The 20,372-nt window shown below is 42.0% G+C and carries 10 protein-coding genes; all 10 read left to right on the top strand.

Features of this window, described 5'->3' with window-relative positions; translation table 11 throughout:
* Window positions 1-147 precede the first annotated feature (147 nt).
* A complete protein-coding gene (locus HOP08_05205) occupies window positions 148-3,600 on the top strand; it encodes a GAF domain-containing protein (GenBank protein ID NOT74306.1) in 3,453 nt (1,150 codons plus the stop codon).
* Window positions 3,601-3,653: 53 nt separating this feature from the next.
* Window positions 3,654-4,286, top strand: coding sequence for a response regulator transcription factor (locus HOP08_05210; GenBank protein ID NOT74307.1), 633 nt, complete (start codon window positions 3,654-3,656; stop codon window positions 4,284-4,286).
* Between the two features lie 79 nt (window positions 4,287-4,365).
* Window positions 4,366-9,978: a hypothetical protein gene (locus tag HOP08_05215; GenBank protein NOT74308.1), complete on the top strand. Its 5,613-nt coding sequence runs from the start codon at window positions 4,366-4,368 to the stop codon at window positions 9,976-9,978.
* Window positions 9,912-10,118 carry a hypothetical protein gene (locus tag HOP08_05220; GenBank protein NOT74309.1) on the top strand — a complete coding sequence of 69 codons (207 nt, stop codon included), beginning with the start codon at window positions 9,912-9,914 and terminating at the stop codon, window positions 10,116-10,118. Before HOP08_05215 ends, HOP08_05220 begins: the two co-directional genes overlap by 67 nt.
* A gap of 16 nt (window positions 10,119-10,134) precedes the next feature.
* The gene (locus HOP08_05225) at window positions 10,135-11,040 is read left to right on the top strand and encodes a type IX secretion system membrane protein PorP/SprF (GenBank protein ID NOT74310.1); all 906 of its coding nucleotides are present in this window, start codon (window positions 10,135-10,137) and stop codon (window positions 11,038-11,040) included.
* Window positions 11,041-11,175: 135 nt separating this feature from the next.
* Window positions 11,176-13,683 carry a T9SS type B sorting domain-containing protein gene (locus tag HOP08_05230; GenBank protein ID NOT74311.1) on the top strand — a complete coding sequence of 836 codons (2,508 nt, stop codon included), beginning with the start codon at window positions 11,176-11,178 and terminating at the stop codon, window positions 13,681-13,683.
* Between the two features lie 72 nt (window positions 13,684-13,755).
* The gene (locus tag HOP08_05235; GenBank protein ID NOT74312.1) at window positions 13,756-15,897 is read left to right on the top strand and encodes a S9 family peptidase; all 2,142 of its coding nucleotides are present in this window, start codon (window positions 13,756-13,758) and stop codon (window positions 15,895-15,897) included.
* Between the two features lie 215 nt (window positions 15,898-16,112).
* On the top strand, window positions 16,113-18,947 hold the full coding sequence (locus HOP08_05240) for a T9SS type B sorting domain-containing protein (GenBank protein NOT74313.1): 2,835 nt from the start codon (window positions 16,113-16,115) through the stop codon (window positions 18,945-18,947).
* A gap of 13 nt (window positions 18,948-18,960) precedes the next feature.
* Window positions 18,961-19,881 carry a type IX secretion system membrane protein PorP/SprF gene (locus HOP08_05245; protein NOT74314.1) on the top strand — a complete coding sequence of 307 codons (921 nt, stop codon included), beginning with the start codon at window positions 18,961-18,963 and terminating at the stop codon, window positions 19,879-19,881.
* 34 nt (window positions 19,882-19,915) lie between these two features.
* Window positions 19,916-20,326, top strand: a complete 411-nt coding sequence (locus HOP08_05250; protein NOT74315.1) for a hypothetical protein — start codon at window positions 19,916-19,918, stop codon at window positions 20,324-20,326.
* Window positions 20,327-20,372: the final 46 nt, after the last annotated feature.

A 20,372-nucleotide genomic window follows, 5' to 3' on the forward strand; every position in this document is an offset into this window, starting at 1 on the left:
CTCAAAACTAAGAAAATCGTGTTAGAAACGTAAATGCCTCTGCAAGCTTGCGCAAATCCAAAAACCCTCATCAGGCTTTAAAAAGATTAAGTTTAACAGGTATTCTCATTTTTGAGCTACAGATTCAGACCGTAACTTAGAAACTTCATGCGTTACCTGATCCTGCCCTTACTTTTAATAAACCTTTGTCCGCTTATTGTCTGTGGTCAGTACCATCATTTTGAAAAAATAACGGAGACTCAGGGCCTTTCCGATAATCGCGTTACCTCCTTTCTGAAAGACAAAAACAGATTTCTCTGGGTCGGCACCGCCAACGGTCTGAATCGATATGATGGGTATGAGTTTAAAATATATAAACCAGGAATTCCTTTTCGTTCCATTTCTCATGAACACATTAATGATATCGAACAGGATAACCTTGGAAGATTGTGGATAGCGACATGGAATGGGCTTACGGTATTGGATCCTGAAACTGACAGAATCGCATTTTTTACCCGTGAAAAAGATGTCGACTATCAGGAAAAAGGAACTATTGCCAGTAGTCTTGTCTGGGACATTTATATTGATCCTGATCAAAAAGTATGGATGGCACTGGATGCCCGTGACCTTTCGGTTTATGATCCCAAGACCAAAGAGTTTAGCTATTTTCCATGGCGTGAGTTTGTAAAGAAGGAACTTCCATCCAGAAACCAGGAGCAATACACCGCAATTCAAAAAGTATTACCGCGATCTGATCATCAGCTTTGGCTTGGAACAACAGCAGGACTTTTCAGCTTTGATATCAAAACAAAGCAATTCGAATACATCGGCGGGGAAGATCCCGTTGATTTTACTGCGATGGCCTTTGATGCCCGAAGAAATGTTTTATTCTTCACTCAAAACAAACCTTTCGCTTACGACTGCAATACAAAAACACTCAAAGATGTCATTTTAGACAGGACCAATCAGATCATGATGGAACCTGATGCTTCTTTAATAATGCCCACTACCCAGAGACTAATTTCTATCAATCAGAAAACGCTTCATGCAATCCCGTTAGCAACAGAAAAAGAGGATCCGTTTTCAATCCATCTTAACAGTATTAAAGTAGTATATAAAGATCCGGATGGCACCACCTGGATTGGTACATCGGAAGGCATTCGGAAATATGACTCGCGGCTTGATGTTTTCCGATATGTAAAGATCTATCCTGACAGCATTCGTCCTGTGACTGGAAACCTTTTTCACATCACTGACAGCAAACAAGATGAAAAGTTCTATGTAAGCTCGTACGCAGGAAACAAATTACTGGTAATTGACAAGCGGAATGGTGCATTAGAACAATACCCTTCTGCGTTGGGCATTCCATTGACCAAATGCTCCCAGACTTTTGAAGATAGTAAGGGCAATTTTTGGGTGCTCACTTATAAAAATATTTTCCTGTTCGACAGGTTAACAAAAAAATTTACAATGTTTCCGTATCCTGACAAAAATATGGATACAAGTTTTATTGAAATGATTGAAGATGCTGAAGGCAATTTCTGGTTCGCTTCTCTTCACAATGGATTGTTCTTCTTTAATTCAAAAACCAAAACATGGTCCAACCCAAATGCTAAGGAAGAGTTCTTTGGCAGGCGGGTAACATCACTCCTTTCTGATCCGTCACATAACGCAGTCTGGATTGGGGAGTTTGGTTTTGGCGTCTACCGCTATGACCTTAAGAAAAAAGAGTTCAGCCATTTCAATGCAGATGTCTCGAATATTAATAGTCTCCATTCTTCGCTTATTAATGACCTTACTCAGGATTTGAATGGCGATATCTGGATAGCCACTAATTCAGGTGGGGTAAGTAAATTTCGTTACGGCACAAAACCAGATGAAGAGTTCATAAGTTTTTCAATTGAAAACGGATTGCCGGAGAATACTATTAATGCCATTGAGACTGACTCCCATGGAAACCTATGGCTGGCATCATTCAAAGGACTTACAACCATTAAGACAAGTGGAGAGGTCATAAAACATTATGATGCCAGCAACGGACTCCCCTTCTCAAACTACAGCAATCCCTTATCGAAAAGTAGCGGTGGTGAATTAATGTCCGGTATCGCGAATGGATTCATACGGTTTAATCCCGACAGTCTTTCAATTTCTACTGCCGGGTTTCCTGTAGTCATCACCTCTTTGCTGGTTGGTGACAGCATGCTGAATACTCACACAAGCCATCTTTTCACTCATCATCAAAATGATATAACCTTTCAGTTCTCGGCACTTACTTATTCGCTTCCTCAAAAAGTAAATTATTACTATCAACTGGAAGGCTATGATAAGCAGTGGATCAACAGCGGCAATGGTCATATTGCAAAATATACCAACCTCAACAATGGCTCTTATACTTTTAAAATCCGCGCGACTGACCATAGCGGAAGAACCTCTGCCAATATTGCCAGCATCAACTTTGTGATTGATCCTCCTTTCTGGGAAACATGGTGGTTCATTCTCATCATGAGTTTACTTGTTCTGTCTTCCCTGATGCTTTGGATCCGTTCGCTACAGCGAAAGGTGGTGGCGCAAAAAATATTAAAACAGGTGGCCACATCGATGTACAATCAGAAAACAATCGATCAGGTCTTTACAACTGTTGTCAATCATTGTATTGACCTCCTTCACTTCCAGAACTGCAAAGCGTACATTCTTTCGGAAGAAGAAAATAAGCTGATACTAAAATCATCTGGTGGCTTGTCAATCGATGGAACGACTCAAAAGGGTTTGTTTGTCGAAATCCCCGTGGGGACAGGAATTATAGGAAAGGCAGCTCAAACAGGTAATGCATCAGTTCAATACGTTCAGGTTGACGGAAAGAAATTTTCGGAGATCGCAATCCCCGTTATTGTTGAGAACAGAGTTTTTGCAGTGATTCAGTCTGAACACATCAGCAGAAATTTCTTCAGCTCATGGCACTTAAATATGCTGAAAGAGATTGCTGCTATCTGCGGCGCAAAGATTGGAAGATATTTTATTGAAGATCAGATAAGGAGTAAAGTAGCCCGTGACTTGCATGATGATATGGGATCTACCCTATCAAGTATCAACATCATGAGCAGGATCGCACTCGAAAAAAATGAACCGCTCATCTCACAGAAATATCTTAAGAACATCCGCGAGAATGCATCGGTGATTCAGGAAAGCATGAGTGATATTGTATGGGCAATCAATCCTGAGAACGACACCATGAGTAAGGTGATCCTCAGAATGAAAGAATTTACTACAGAAATTCTGGAGCCATTGGATATTCAATATGAGTTTCTTCAGCTTGGTGATTTCAATGATATTAAAATGGACCTTGGAACACGAAAGGATTTTTACCTGATCTTCAAAGAAGCAGTTAACAATGCCGCAAAATACAGTCAGGGAAAAAAGATCACGATCTCACTAAACAATGAAGGAAAGTCCATTTATCTCGAAGTGAAAGATGATGGACAGGGCTTTGCAATCATCAATCATGAGAAGGGTAATGGCTTGAAAAACATGAAGCATCGGGCCCATAACATCAAGGCTTCACTGGAAATTGATTCAAAGCCCGGAAACGGGACTATCGTTTTGTTGAAAGTTCCGATCACATGATTGGGGTATTTCAATGGCTTCATAAATAGTACTTATTTACACACATAATATATATGTCTAAGGCGCTGTCGGTTCTGATCTACGAGGATAATAAGTTGCTTCGCGAAAGCCTGGCTAGCCTGCTTCAATTAAATGGATCGCTCCGTCTTTCCGATGCTTATGAGAACGTATTGCTGGTAAAAGAACAGGTAGCAGTTCATCAGCCTGATATCATCCTGATGGATATTGACATGCCAGAAATGACAGGAATTGAAGCGGTGAAGCAGATCCGGACCATCAATTCATCAGTTCCAATTCTCATGCTGACAGTATTCGATGACAATATGCATGTGTTTCAGGCTATCCGTGCAGGAGCATCGGGTTATCTGCTGAAAAAGCATATTTCCACCAAATTGTTTAATGCTATTGAGGAAGTGATGGATGGCGGCGCGCCGATGTCACCTTCGGTTGCACGGATGGTTATTGATTCCATGCAGAATATCCAGGAGAATCCATATCAGCTGACCGCCCGTGAAAAAGAGATTTTGACCTTATTAAGTCAGGGCAACAGTTACAAATTAATGGCTTCCCATCTTGACATCAGTCTGGATACGGTTCGCACTCACATCAAAAAGATCTACGAAAAGCTTCATGTCCATTCCCAGACAGAAGCAGTCTCCAAAGCCATTCACGAGAAGCTGGTCTAAAAATACCTCACATCATTATGTGATTTCAAGGAAGATTAAATCAGGTGAGATTTGATTCAAGCTAAAAACACCCAAAATCTTGAAATTCCTTAAGGCCACCGCCCTTCTTATCATCAGTTTTAGTCTTGCTCTATCTGTGTATGCCCAGCAAACCCCATATGTAAATTGGGCGAGAAAAATCGGAGGATCAAGTTCTGATCTTGGAACTTTCGTTGCAAAAGATGCTGCCGGAAATCTTTACTATACAGGATACTTTACAACTTCGGCTGACTTTGATCCTTCTTCAGGTGTCTTTACCTTAAATACAGCTTCCGCCGGTCAACGTGATTCATACATTACCAAGTTCAATTCCGACGGACAACTTATTTGGGCAAAAGCATTTGGAGGCACAAACATCGATCAGGGTAATGCTGTCACGATTGATAATTCTGGAAACATTTTAATAACCGGAATGTTTGTTGGAACTGCCGACTTCAATCCGGGTACTGGCGTCAACAATCTTACTTCTCTTGGTAATCGGGATGTTTATGTATTGAAACTGGATATCAACGGAGATTATGTTTGGGCACAAAAGTTTGGAAACACAAGTCTCGATGAGGGTTTTGGAATAAAGACCGATGCTTCTGGTAATGTTTATACTGTCGGAATATTTGCAGGCAATGTTGATTTTGATCCCGGTGCAGGAACAGCAATTCTGAATAGCAGCACTTCAAATCACGATACTTTTGTTGTAAAGCTGGACGCTTCCGGAAATTATGTGTGGGCGAAAAGCTTTGGAGGAACAGGCTTCGATACTTCTTACTCACTTGCACTTGATGCTTCCAATAATGTAATTCTAACAGGACGATACAATGGAGCCATTGACCTTGATCCAGGACCGGGTACTTCCACGGCGCCTGTTTACGGAAGTGACGATATCTTTATCACCAAGCTGGATGTAAACGGAGGATTTGTATGGACAAAAACTTTCGGCGGAACCGGTACCGACTGGGGATTTGGTGTAACGACTGATGCATCAGGAAATATTTATTCAACAGGATACTTTGCTGGAACTGTAGATTTCAATCCTGGTGCCGGAACATTCAATCTCACCATTCTTGCAAACTACACTGAAGCCTATGTTCAGAAATTAGATGCTAGTGGTAATTTTATCTGGGCCGTGAGAATGGGTGGGCCCAACACCGCTACGTCGGAAGAAACCTATGGGAAATCAATCGACCTCGATCCATCCGGAAACATTTTAACAACTGGTGAATTTACAGGTACAGCAGATTTTGATCCAGGTGCGGGCACATTCAATATCACAGCTGTCTCAACTGCGCAGCCAGACATTTTTGTTTCCAAACTTTCCAATAATGGAGACTTTGTATGGGCTTATAACATTGGAGGTGTCAATATAGATTTTGCCGGAAGCATTTTAAGTTCATCAACGGGTGAAGTCTATGTTACAGGTGGATTTATTGGTGCGGTCGATTTTGCGCCAGGATCCTGCTTTTATAATCAAAGTGGCACTGCCGGCAGCGTGGATATGTTCATGCAGAAGGTGAGTACTGTTTCTAATGTCTTCAATACTCCTGTCACGATAACTTCTTTTTCACCTCAACGAGGTATTCCAGGAAATCCTATCACGATCACAGGTACCAATTTCAGTATAGTGCCTTCTGAAAATATCGTAAGGTTTAATGGAGGAAGTTTATTAGCAACGGTCACAGGCAGTACCGCAACGACGATCAGTGCGACTATTCCTGTCGGAGCAGTATTTGGAAAAATAACTGTCACAGTCGGATGTTTGGTTGCTACCAGTTCAGTGAATTATTCGCCTGACTTTCTTCCGGCAAATATTCCCACATCAGGACTTGCAGGTTACTGGGGCTTATCAGATAATACATTTGATCTGAGTGGTAATGGAAATACAGGAACTGCCGTTGGCGCTATCCTTACTGCGGATCGTTTCGGCAATGCTGATGATGCCTATGCTTTTAATGGATCTTCCCACATTTCCGTCGCCGACGCTGCTACACTTCGTGGGGTGAATGTTACGATATCAGGCTACTTCAAGTTTAATAATACGTCAGGGGTACAGATGCTGGTTAATAAACATCTCGGTGTAGCAGGCCTTGATTCTTATGAGATGTGGTTTGAAAGTGGTCAGCTGCGGGGTGCTATCGGAAACACAGGTGGATTAGGTACCATCATCAGCACTGCCTTTACTCCCATCATTGGAGAATGGTATCAGCTCGGTTTTTCATTTGATGATGCAACGAATACTCAAAAGCTCTACATCAATGGTTGTATGGTGACACAAAACACCAGTACGGCAAGCATTGCTTATGATAGTGAGCCTTTGTTCTTTGGAGCGAGTAATGATTTTCAAACACCAACACAATTCTTCAACGGAGATGCTGCGGAAATCGTACTGTGGTCAAGAGCATTGAGTGATACAGAGATTCAGCAGGTCTCAAGACCTGGTATTTATTCAAGTGGTACTAATCCGGAAGATGGAGATGTTGGCGCCACAGTTGTCTTTACTGGAAGAAATTTCAGTACAGACATGACAACCCTCAAAGTATTTTTCTCAGGACCAACTGCCGCAGGTGTTGAAGGGGTTATCACTGGCAGTACGTCGACATCCATTACTACTACCGTTCCACTTGGTGCAGAAACAGGTCCCGTTGGAGTTTCTAAAGGATGCCTGTTCGATTCTCCAAGTGAATTTGATTTCACAGTCCTTGATGCACCGTGCATACCTGCTGCAGAGCTCGCTGCCCTTGAAGCTCTTTACAATGCAACGGATGGGCCCAACTGGATGGATAATGAAAACTGGCTAGGAGTAAATCCCTCTAATTGGCTCGGGGTAAAAATAGTTGGTTGTCATGTGACAGAAATTGATCTTTTCGAAAATAATCTTGTTGGAACATTGCCAGTAGAAATGGGAGATCTGACCAACCTGGTACGGCTCAACGTTGCTAATAATCTCCTTCATGGAGATGTTCCGGCAAGTCTGGCGGGTACAGCCTTACAATTCTTAAATATCGAGAACAATAGGTTTGTCAACCTTCCAAATTTAGGCAACGACTTGGAAGGAGATATTTCAAATAATTATTTCACATTCGAAGACATTGAGCCGAATATATTAAGTGATGCCGTTACTTACAGTCCACAGGCTCCACTGCCTGGAGGCTCGTTTTTACTTTCGCTGGGATCTCCATTAGTTATTCCTTTATCAACTCCGGGTACTGCCAATCAATATCAATGGTATGCAAACGGAGGATTTCTTACCGGTGAGAATTCTCCAACATTCTCCATTCCTTCTATTACCACTGCCGATGTTGGTTATTATGAAGTAGAAGTTTCAAGTCCATTGGCTCCTGATCTGATACTTATTGCTACTTATATTGTCGGCATCGATGATCAGTGCGGACCGCGTATCGATGGCAGAATTGATGCTCCTTTCGATCCTCATGTCAATGATCAAAACGGTATTAATATGATTGAACTTCAATCAACAGGAAAAATGATTGTTGGTCTATTCGAGAATACTATCAATGGGGTACAGTACACGGACGGTATCTATAGATTCAATTCGGATGGAACGATCGACAATAGTTTTACGCCTTCTCCGATAGGATATCTGTCAAAACAAACATTGCTGATACAACCAGATGACAAGATTCTCTCCGCACAAGAGCTTGGAGTTGCCAGATATCTGGCTGATGGAACTCAAGATCCCGGATTTATCAGCCCAGCGATAACGGGTGGTCTTTATGTTAATGCTCTTGGGCTTCAGCCTGATGGCAAAATTGTTGTAGGGCTTTATGATTCCTTTGAAGGAGAATATTCATTGATCAGACTTCAGTCGAACGGTTTGAAAGACAATTCATTCACTGATCCCGATGCATCATTTGGAGTAGAAGTTATAAAAATCCAGCCTGATGGAAAAATCATAGTAGCAGGCCATTTTGGAATTGACAGGCTGAACTCAGATGGCACCAATGATCCAAGTTTTGATCCTGGGACAAACGTCGATGATCCCATATTCGACATGGCTCTTCAGCCGGACGGCAAGATTATTATTGTCGGTCAATTCACCGAATATAATGGAGTGCCTGCCGGAGGCATTGCACGCTTGAATGCTAACGGTAGCCTTGATTCATCTTTCGATCTCACCAATGGTCTCGACTATAGCACTGACATTCAAACGTATTCTGTACAGCTGTTGAGCAATGGTAAAATCATTATTGCCGGAAACTTTTCCCATTACAACACCTATTCGAGAAGCGGATTGGCCAGACTAAATTCTGACGGTACTTTGGATTGCTCCTTTACAACAGGTATTAACATTTCTCAATATGAGATCTACGACATGGCCATTCAGGCGGATCAGAAAATACTTATCGTGGGAAATTTTTCGCATTATGATGGAGTGGTACGAAACGACTTTGCAAGAGTTTTGAACGACGCTTCTGCACCAGTACTAACCATCACTCAGCAGCCAGTTGATTTTACTGCCTGTGAAGGAAGTCCCGCAACTTTTAATTGTACCGCTGTTGGTGCTTCTAATATTACCTATCAATGGCAGTTTAGCCCTAACAGTCCGATATCATTTACAGACATCGTTAATGGCGCAAATTATTCTGGCGTTACTACTAGCACATTGACCATAAATACAACGGCCAGTTTTGGAATCGGAAGATATCGTTGTCGTGTTAATGGAACACTGGCAACTGAAGTTATATCCACTGATCGGGGATTGTTTATCAATTCTGTTCCCACAGCGCCAGGTACTTCTGGGAATTCCGGATGCGCAAACACGAACGTTATCTTAACCGCGACTGGCGGAACAAACGGTGAATACAGGTGGTATACAGTTGCATCGGGAGGCACTGCGATTGCAGGTCAGGTCAATAACACCTACTCGACACCACCGTTGACGAATACAACAACTTACTATGTATCCAGAAGAATCGCTACGTGTGAAAGTTCACGGACTTCAGTAATCGCCACAGCCATTTCTTTACCACCTCCACCTGTTACGATTTCAGGCTCAGCTTGCGCTCCCTCTTCAACCGTGGCTCTTTCTGCAACTGGCGGAACTGCGGGGCAATATCGGTGGTACACATTGGCAACAGGAGGCAGTGCCATCCCCGGACAAACCAGCAGCTCGTACACAACACCCATTCTTACAGTTACCACAACGTATTACGTAAGTATTAACAACGGTACATGTGAGAGCGCCAGAACTTCGGTGACAGCAGAAATAAAATCCTGCACCCCCTCGATCTCGACTGCATCACTTGCCACCCAGATTGGTGGAGAAGTTTCATTAGATATTACATCATTGGTGACGACGATAAATAATCCTATTAATGTTAGTTCAATCAGAGTGGTGCAGCAACCCGTGAGTGGAGCAAGAGCAACGGTAACGGCAGGAATGCTGACAGTTGATTATGCCGGGATCTCCTTTGCTGGAACCGACCGCCTCAGGTTGGAAGCCTGCGATCAGGCAGCTCATTGTGCCCAGCAGGATTTTACGGTCGATGTTGCAGGAGATTATCATGTTTACAACGCCATCTCACCAAATGGCGATGGCTTAAACGATATTTTTATATTGAATACATCAACCTGTTGCCCTCTACACAAAAAAATAAAGTCACTATCTTTAACAGGTGGGGCGATCCTGTTTTTGAAGTAACTGATTACAATAATGTAGATCGTGTCTTCAAGGGACTTAACAATAGTGGTAGCGAATTGCCGGCGGGGACTTATTTTTATAAAATCATTTTCAGCAGCGGCACCGAAGAGAAGAGTGGATACATTTCGTTGAGGAAATAATTTGACATTAGAAATTATGAATAAACGTTTACTGTTTTTTATTTCTGCTTCCTTAATTGCATTGACCACTGAGGCCCAGCAGGATCCTATTTATGCCCAGTACCTGAATAATCCTATGATTATCAATCCGGCATATGCAGGAAGTAATAATATGTTCAATGCAGGAATTCAATATCGTACACAATGGGCTGGACTTGATGGAAATCCAACGACGGCAAACTTTAGCAGTCACATGTCTGTATTCCAAAACAAAGTAGGTTTAGGAATACAGGTAATTCAGGATAAGATTGGTGATTCAAAGAATACCGAATTCAATACTCTTTATTCGTACAAACTTCAATTGAGTAATGCTACGCTCTCGTTTGGTATGCAGGCAGGACTGATCCGTTATACAAATGATCCTACAGGTTTATCACTCAGAGATCCAAATGATCCCGTCTTTACAACAAGTCTTAGTGAATCAAAAATCAATTTCGGTGCTGGCTTACTTTTGAAAAATGACCGTTATATGATTGGCCTGTCGGTTCCGCGACTGCTTCCTTCCACGGTAAGTCAGGGTGGTCAGGAGATTCAGGTTTACAAGCAGAACTTCTATTTGTTTGGATCCTATATTATATTTCTTTCAGAAAATGTAAGATTCAAACCATCAGTATTGCTTCGTGGAACACAAGCTTCTCCTATTTCCGCAGATTTGAATGCGAGTATTAACTTCAAAGAATACTATACAGCAGGGCTTTTCACCCGCAATTTTAAAACATACGGATTGCTGGCTCAGGTCTTTGTAAAAGGGCTTCGCTTTGGATATGTATTTGAATTGCCCGGCAGTTCCGAATCAAGCCTGAATTTTACAAGCCATGAGGTTACGCTAGGTATTTCTCTTGGATTACTCAGCAACCACGACAAGGTTTTGAAAACATTCTAGGTCGCATTTACTTCTCTCATTATTATTTAAAAAAATATTTAACTTCGCTCTCCCCCAGCCAGTTAGTTTAAATTTTTAATCATCACCATTACGTTTTCAGATCGAACTGCGTGATAGTGTAAAAACCTATTGGTAATGGAGCGTTCTTATAATACCCTGTTTGTTACCTTCAAGCCTCTTGAGACATTAAAGGAAATGAAGAGATTTCTACTCGTCTTTGGAATTGCTGTATTCTCAATCTTAAGTGGATCTGCTCAGATTGTGAGTGATTTTACAAGTAATAATGAGGGCTGGATAGCTCCTTCCTCCTCAACAGGAATTCAGTACAGCGCCACAGGTGGTAATCCAGGGGGTTATGTTTTTGGTATCGACCCAGCGTTGGCATCCACTTTCTGGTATTACAGAGCTCCCGGAAAATTCACCGGCAATCGTTCATCATATTACAATGGAACAATCTCTTTTGATGTATCTGTTGTAACAACTCAGGCAGCTGTTCAGCGTGCCGATATTATTCTTACTAACAGTGCCGGCATTTCGATTTATTATTTTAGCCCGGTAACACCTACACCAGGAGTATATCCCACCTGGACAAAGTATGCAGTTAATCTGAATGAGCTTTCAGGTAACTGGAAAACAGCAAATTCATCTACCGGAACTGCTGCTACTCAGGCAGAGATTCAGAATGTTTTAACAAGTCTTTTAAATTTTGATATCCGCGGACGGTATGGTTCTTCCATCAACACACAATCCAGGCTTGACAATGTTATGTTTACAGAGTTTACAATAGATACACAACCCACCACAACATCGGTATGTCTTGGATCAACAACATCTTTTACCATCGCTGCATCCGCATTCACTACTGTTACATATCAATGGCAAAAATTTGACGGAACCTTTGGGCTTTGGAATAATCTTACAAACACAGGGGGATATTCAGGAACCACTACGACTACCCTGGGAATTAATACAGCAACAACAGGAACAGCTGCGCAAGGATCTTATCGATGCATTGTATCTTCAACTGGCGCGAAACCCATTACTTCAAGTGTTGCAAATCTTACTGTCAATGCACTGCCAACAGCGCCAGGAGCAACGCCAAACTCCGCATGTGGACCAACAAACACGGTAACGCTTACTGCAACAGGTGGAAGTGCGGGCCAATACCGCTGGTACTCCGTATCCTCAGGTGGAGTTGCCAGTACTCAGGTGAACAATACTTTTGTCACTCCTTCTATTTCAACAACAACAACTTTTTATGTTGCGATCAATAATGGTACCTGCGAAAGCACTAGGACATCTGTTCAGGCGATCATAAATACGGTAACACCACCTACCACCACTCCTGGTTCAGCATGCGGCCCTTCTTCAGCGGTTGTTGTGAGTGCATCGGGTGGAAGTGCAGGGCAATATCGGTGGTATACTGCCTCTTCCGGAGGACCCGCCAGTGCGCAGGTGAATAGCACTTTTACAACACCTGTGATCTCAACCACTACAGTTTATTATGTTGCTATTAACAATGGTACCTGTGAAAGCACACGCACAGCCGTAACTGCAACAATTGATATCGTCACTCCACCTACGACTACTAATAATTCAGGATGCGCGCCATCTGCTTCCATTACTGTAAGTGCCAGTGGCGGAAGTGCCGGACAATATAGATGGTATACTGCCTCTTCTGGTGGACCAGCGAGTGCTCAGGTCAATAGCACTTTCACAACACCCGTCATCTCAGCCACCACAGTTTATTATGTAGCCATAAATAACGGAACCTGTGAAAGCACACGCACTCCAGTAACCGCAACCATTGTTACCGTCAATCCACCAACAACTACTGGTAATTCAGCTTGCGGACCTACTGCTTCGGTTACAGTCAATGCAACAGGAGGAAGCGCTGGCCAGTACCGATGGTATCAGGTAGCATCCGGAGGAGCAGCAAGTGCACAAACGAACAGCGCTTACATAACTCCTTTGATATCTGCTACGACTATTTTCTACGTTGCCATCAACAATGGAACATGCGAAAGCGTACGGACGCCCGTAACTGCTACTATCAACAATTGTACTGTCAATCATCCTCCGATCATTCGACCAGTATTCTCCACGACAGGACCTGGAGGAACAGTTACCATCGATCTGCTCAATCAGATCAGTGATGAAGATGGTAATCTCGATGCTTCGACGTTTAACGTAAAGATTGCTCCTATCAGTGGAGCACCAACCTCTATCAGTTCAAGCTCAGTACTTACCATTAATTATTCAGGGATCACATTTTCCGGTACGGATATGTTCACGGTAGAAGCTTGTGATCTTTCAGGTTTCTGTTCACAAAAAGAATTTACAGTTGATTTTGCAGGGGACATCATGATCTACAATGCGATATCTCCAAACAATGACGGAAAAAACGATTCATGGATCATTCAGAATATCGATGTATTAGAAGACACAAAAGAGAATCATATTACCGTATTCAATCGTTGGGGAGATTCAGTTTTTGAAATTGACAACTATAATAACCTCGACAGAGTATTCAACGGACTTAGTAAAAATGGAAGTCAGTTGCCAAGTGGCACCTATTTCTACCGAATTGATTTCAAATCTGGCAGAAAAACACAGAACGGATACATCTCCTTAAAGAGATAAGTTGTAAAGTCAGAGGATATTGTTGGATTGGTGGTGGGATTTTTACGATCTTGAATGCCTAAAATCCACCATATGTCAGGAAGTCTACGCAATGTCATTCTATTATTTTCCGTCATCACTTTCCTGGGCGCCTGCTCTCCGGGAAAAGAAAGCACTCAACGTCCGGATGTAAAGCCTCCGGTTGCGAAAAAACAGCCTTTTGAAATTGTAGCCAAGCACGGCCACAAACGCATCGATAGCTACTATTGGTTAAAAGAGCGAGAAGACACTGCTGTTATTAATTATTTGACTGCTGAAAATCGCTACCTCGACACTATGATGTCCGGCACGAAAGCACTTCAAACAAAACTATATGAAGAAATGAAGGGGCGGATCAAAGAGAAGGATGAATCCGTTCCTGTTAAGGATGGAGAATACTATTACTACACCCGTTATGAAGAAGGATATGATTATCCAATTTATTGCCGCAAGAAAGGTTCGCTTGAAAGTCCTGAAGAGGTCATCGTAAATGGCAATGATCTTGGGAAGAATCAAAAGTATTTCAGCATGTCTATCTCCAATAGTCCAAATCATGAACTCATTGCACTGGCAATAGATACTATTGGAAGGAGGTTCTATACCTTAAAATTTAAAAACATGACAACGGGTCAAATGTTATCTGACAAAATAGGAAACACTACCGGAAATGTTGAGTGGGCAAATGATAATAAGACTCTTTTCTTTGGAACTCAGGATCCAAATTCACTTAGGAGCGATAAGATTTTCCGTCATACATTGGGTTCATCCACAAAAGATGATAAGATGATCTATGAGGAAAAGGATCAAACCTTGTCATGTTATATCTACAAGACAAAGTCAGACAAGTACATGATCGTTACTTCAGGTCGTACTGACGCTTCTTTTGCCCAATTCATGAGCGCTGACGACGTCAACAGCAAATTGATATTGATTGAACCTTTGCAAAACGATGTTGATTATAGCGTTGATCATGCCAATGATAAGTTTTATATCCGTACGAATTTAAATGCAACCAATTATCGTTTGGTGGAAGCTTCTCCCGAAAAGCCAGCAAAAGAAAACTGGAAAGATGTTATTCCACACAGAGCTGATATCTTTTTCGGTGGCTATGAGCTTTTCAAAAATTATCTTGCGGTGGAGGACCAAAGTGAAGGGTTGGTAAAGATCCGCCTGATCAAATGGGCAGACAAATCGGAATCAACGATCGACTTTGGAGAACCAGCATATGTTGCGGGTATAGACAATAATCGTGAGTTTGATACGAATCTGATCCGATATAATTATCAATCTATGACGACCCCTTCATCTGTATATGATTATACAATGGATACACATGAAAAGAAGTTATTAAAGCAGCGAGAAGTACTGGGTGGATTTAATCCAAACAATTATCAAACAGAAAGAGTGATGGTGACGGCCCGTGATGGAGCAAAGATTCCGCTTTCGATCGTTTACAGAAAAGACAAGTTCAAGAAAGACGGAACGAATCCCACTCTTCAATATTCTTACGGCTCATATGGTTCAAGTTCTTATGCATCGTTTAGTTCGAATCGCCTAAGCCTGCTCGATCGTGGATTTGTATATGCTATCTCACATGTGCGCGGCGGTCAGGAAATGGGAGGACAGTGGTATGAGAATGGGAAAATGATGAACAAGAAAAACACTTTCAATGATTTTATTGATTGTTCAGAGTATTTGATCTCATCCAAGTATGCATCGAAGGATAAATTATTTGCCTATGGTGGAAGCGCGGGCGGATTATTGATGGGTGCCATCACCAACATGCGCCCTGATCTTTATAAAGGGATCATCGCTGCCGTACCCTTTGTTGATGTGATCTCTACGATGATGGACGAGAGTATTCCTTTGACGACTTTCGAATGGCGCGAATGGGGTAACCCAAATATTCAGGAGCAATATGAATACATGCTTTCTTATTCTCCATATGACCAGGTGGAAAAAAAGGATTATACAAATCTATTAGTCACGACAGGTCTGCATGACAGCCAGGTACAATATTGGGAACCAGCTAAGTGGGTTGCCAAATTACGTGACATGAAAACAGATAAGAGTCTCTTGTTTCTGTCCACGAATATGGATGCAGGTCATGGTGGTGCTTCGGGTCGTTTCCGCGCCATAAAGGACGAAGCGTTACGTCAGGCTTTCATGCTGGATCTTGTTGGCATCAAGGAATAAAAAACAAAAACAGAGAAAGAATGGCTTGCGAGTTGATCGTGAGCCATTTTTTTATGCCTTTCCAAATCAATATTTTGTATATATCACTTTAGTTTAAGTATCATTCACTAGGTAAAAAGCGTAGTTGGCTAAAATCTTTGATACAATTCTTTCTCTTGATGAAAATTTGCTGGCAACTGGATTAAATTTACCTGATTCAATTTAAGCACTTTGAAATGACACCCCTTCTCAGATTTTCCAGAATAAAATTACTGCTGTTCTCCGCAATGATTTTCATTTCATGCTGGTCATTGGCTCAGCCAACCATCACGTCATTCACTCCATCCAGCGGCGCAAGAGGAAGCTCTGTTACAATTAACGGTACAAACTTTGACCCTCTTAACACAAACAATATTGTCTATTTCGGAGCCGCAAAAGGCAACGTCATCAACGCAACTGCTACTACACTTACGGTAACCGTTCCCACTGGCGCCACCTATCAGAATATTTCAGTTCTGGTTCCAAGTGGACTTACTGCCTATTCAGCAAAACCATTCATTGTAACATTTCCGGGTGGCGGAACTATTGATGCAACTTCCTTTGATCCAAGAGTAAACTTTGCATCAGGATTAAGTCCGGTATCAATTGCTATTGGTGATTTAAGTGGTGATGGATATAATGACATCATTACATCAACCATTACGATCACAAATGTTCAGATATATAAAAACACACCTACTGTTGGTGTTATCGATGCTACATCATTGGATGCTTTTTTTACCCCTCCCACTCAGGCGTTTGGACACCATATGTCTATTCAGGATCTTGATGGTGACGGTCAACCAGAGATCGCATTATCGCATTATAATAGTGAGAAGGTTGCCATCTTTAAAAATGCATCCACAATATTGGATTTCAGCCCCACTGCTTTCGCCGGCAGAACAGACCTGCAGGAAGCCGGTGCCTCTCCAGGTATCGCCATTGCCGATCTTGATGCTGATGGAAAACCCGATGTTGTCGGCTTGACAAATGTTGGAACTCCAGATCATTATAATTTTTCAATTTTCAAAAATAACAATCCAAAAGGAGCTATAACGGTTGGAGGATTTGCTGCACGCGTTGACTTTACAACCACTCCGGGAGGCAATGACATTGCGATTGCTGATTTTAATCAGGACGGTAGACCAGACATTGTGGTGGCTACCCTTAGTGATAAAATGATCACAGTATTCAAGAACATTTCAACACCCGGAGTTCTTGATGCCACATCTTTTGATACCGGAACAAGTTTTTCCACGGGTAATGGCGCCTATAACATTGCTGTTGGCGATCTTGACGGAGATGGGTTGCTCGATATCGCATTCGTAAATTACCAGGATGATAACTTCTCAATCCTGAGAAACACTTCTGCATCAGGCTCCATATCATTTGAGCCCAGAATAAGCTTTGGTGTGAATACGGGTGCACATCCCCAGGATATTGCCATCGATGATCTTGATGGTGATGGAAAAGTTGACCTAGTGGTCGCAAATATGGATGGCAATTCTATTTCCGTTTTCAGAAACAGAAGCAATCCAGGTGACATTGATATTGCTACCCGCGTTGATTTTGCAGCAGGCTCAAGACCTATTGCTATTGCAACAGCAGATTTGAATGTCGATGGAAAACCAGAAATTATTGTTGTCAATACTCAGGATAATAACATCTCGGTTTATAATAATAAGATCGTTGGCTCAGGCGCTACGATTACTATCAATACCCAGCCCATTGATGCGACAGTTTGTGATGGACAGGTCGCTACGTTTACAACCGACGCCTCGGGGACAACGAATATTACATATCACTGGCAGTATGCAACTACCAGCGTGGGGCCGTTCAACGATATTGCTAATGGAGGAGGCTACTCCAATGTGACCACAAAAATTCTATCCGTGAATACTACCGGAAATTTCGGAGCAGGAAGATACCGTTGCCGAATCAGTGGTGACCTCGCGACTGACGTATTTACAAATGATCAGGGATTGTTCATTAACACAATTCCATCACCACCCGGCACAACGAATCAACAAAGTTGTTCCGCAACAAGTTTTGCATTAGTCGCTACTGGTGGATCGCCCGGTAACTACAAATGGTATCCCGTATCAACCGGCGGAGCAGCAATCGCAGGAGCTACTAACGCTACTTACAATACACCAGTTCTTTCAGTTACTACTACATATTTTGTTGCTATAAGAAACGGAATCTGCGAAAGTTCCAGAACATCGATTGTTGCAACTGTTGATGTTGTACCAAAGCCCGTTATTTCGGTTACAAACTGCACTGCAACTTCTGCCACACTATCAGGACCCGCAGGATACACAACCTATACATGGTCTACCGGAGCAACGGGTCAGACACTTGTAATATCGTCAGCGGGCGGTTACACATTAATTGTAAGAGATGCCCTTGGCTGTGATTCTCCCCTATCAGATCCCGCCACGTTTACAGCTACTTTTTGCAATCATGCCCCAGTCATTACAGAATCTCTCATTAGTGGAATTGTGGAGGGTACAGTAGAGTTCGATCTTACCAGCCTGGTCACTGATTCTGACAACAACATTGATTTCTCAACTCTAAAGATCACCAAGCAACCAACCAGTGGAGCAACTGCAACGATTGATGCAAGTCATAAGTTAACTATTAATTATGCAGGAAGATCTTTTGCAGGAAAAGATGAACTTACCATTGAAGTTTGTGATCTCTCAGGAGTATGTTCTCAAAAAGTTATATCAGTAGAAGTTATCGGTGATATCGTAGTCTATACCGGAATCTCTCCTAATGGAAATAATCAAAATGATTTCTGGCTTATCCGTTATATTGATGCATTGGATGACACAAGGCTTAACCATGTCTCAGTTTATAGCCGATGGGGTGATGCTGTCTTTGAAACTGATAATTACGATAATAAAACTCATGTCTTCACAGGAATCAGCAAAGGCGGGAGCGAGTTGCCAACCGGAACATACTTCTATAAAATTGAATTTGCATCCGGCCGCAAGACATTGACGGGTTATCTCTCCTTAAAACGATAAAGAAACGACACATATGAAATATTCTCTACGTATCAGGTTCCTCTTGTTCACGGTCGTTTTTTGTGGATCGATCTCGTGTTATTCACAGCAGGATCCACTCTATGGATTGTATCTGAACAATCCTTTTGTGATCAACCCTGCTTATGCCGGGATCAATAACAATCTTACAGCATTTGCTTCTTTCCGCAATCAGTGGGCGGGTTTTGATGGCGCTCCATCAACCATTAGTGCAGGTGCTCACATGTCGGTCATGCAAAATAAACTTGGTGTTGGTTTAATGTTTGTTGGAGATAAGATTGGGGAAAATACCAACAATCAGATCTCTGCTTCTTTTGCATACAAACTTCGAGTGAATGACGGCACAACATTGTCTTTTGGAATGCAGGCGGGTTATATAAATTATAAAATAGATCCTTCACAATTAATTCTGCAAGATCCGACTGATCCGGCATTTGCTGCCGTGAGTCAGGCGAAACCAAATGTTGGTGTGGGTGCTATACTCAAAGGAGATAAATTTCTGTTAGGGCTCTCGGTACCGCGATTGGTAAATAGTACGGTAGAACTGGGAGGTCAGAACATAAATGTGTATCAGCAACACTATTATTTAATGGGTTCATACCTGTTTTTTCTTTCAGAGAGCATCATCCTCAAACCCTCTATTTTATTAAAAGCGGTCAGCGGATCACCACTTTCTGCTGATGCAAATGTCAATTTTATATTCAATAGAAAATATTCCGTAGGGGCATACACACGCAATCTTAATTCGTATGGCTTACTGGCTCAATTGGATTTTCTTGATAAGTACAGACTGTCCTATGCATTTGAAATACCTACTAATGGATCTGTTGGAACAAGATTTGTTACCAACGAAATTATGCTGAGCATCCGGACTTCTGTTTTAAGATTCCACGAGAATTCTGTTTCAAACTTTTAGCCAATAACTTCTTTACATAATCCGGAATCTCAAGGTGCCCAATTCGCTCACACGCTCGATTACGATAATCATTCTTGCAATCGGAGGATTAATTCTTACTACATACCTCATTTACAGCACCATTGAAAAAGTAATTACGTGGGAACATGTGGAGGGTAATATCATTGATTTTACCTATGACGGTTATCCTTTGGTAAGCTTTGAATACCATGGGAAGACATATCAATTTTCATTATTCAGTAAGCATGATGAAGATGAACATACAAAACGTTCAGTAGAGGTTCTCTTCCCTGCAGGGCAACCGGAAATGGCAACCGAAAAAACATTTATCAATTTATGGTCAATGCCTTTACTAAGTGGGATTTTTACGATCATTTTCGGTCTCTACGGTGTTACTGGCTTTGCAACTCACCGAAAAAAGAAAGCTCATAACACAGCTGAATAATTCTCTGTTGGTTTTGATTAGCTTTAGTATCACTTAAAGCACCCAA

The organism is Cyclobacteriaceae bacterium (genome assembly GCA_013141055.1).
Lineage (GTDB): Bacteria > Bacteroidota > Bacteroidia > Cytophagales > Cyclobacteriaceae > ELB16-189.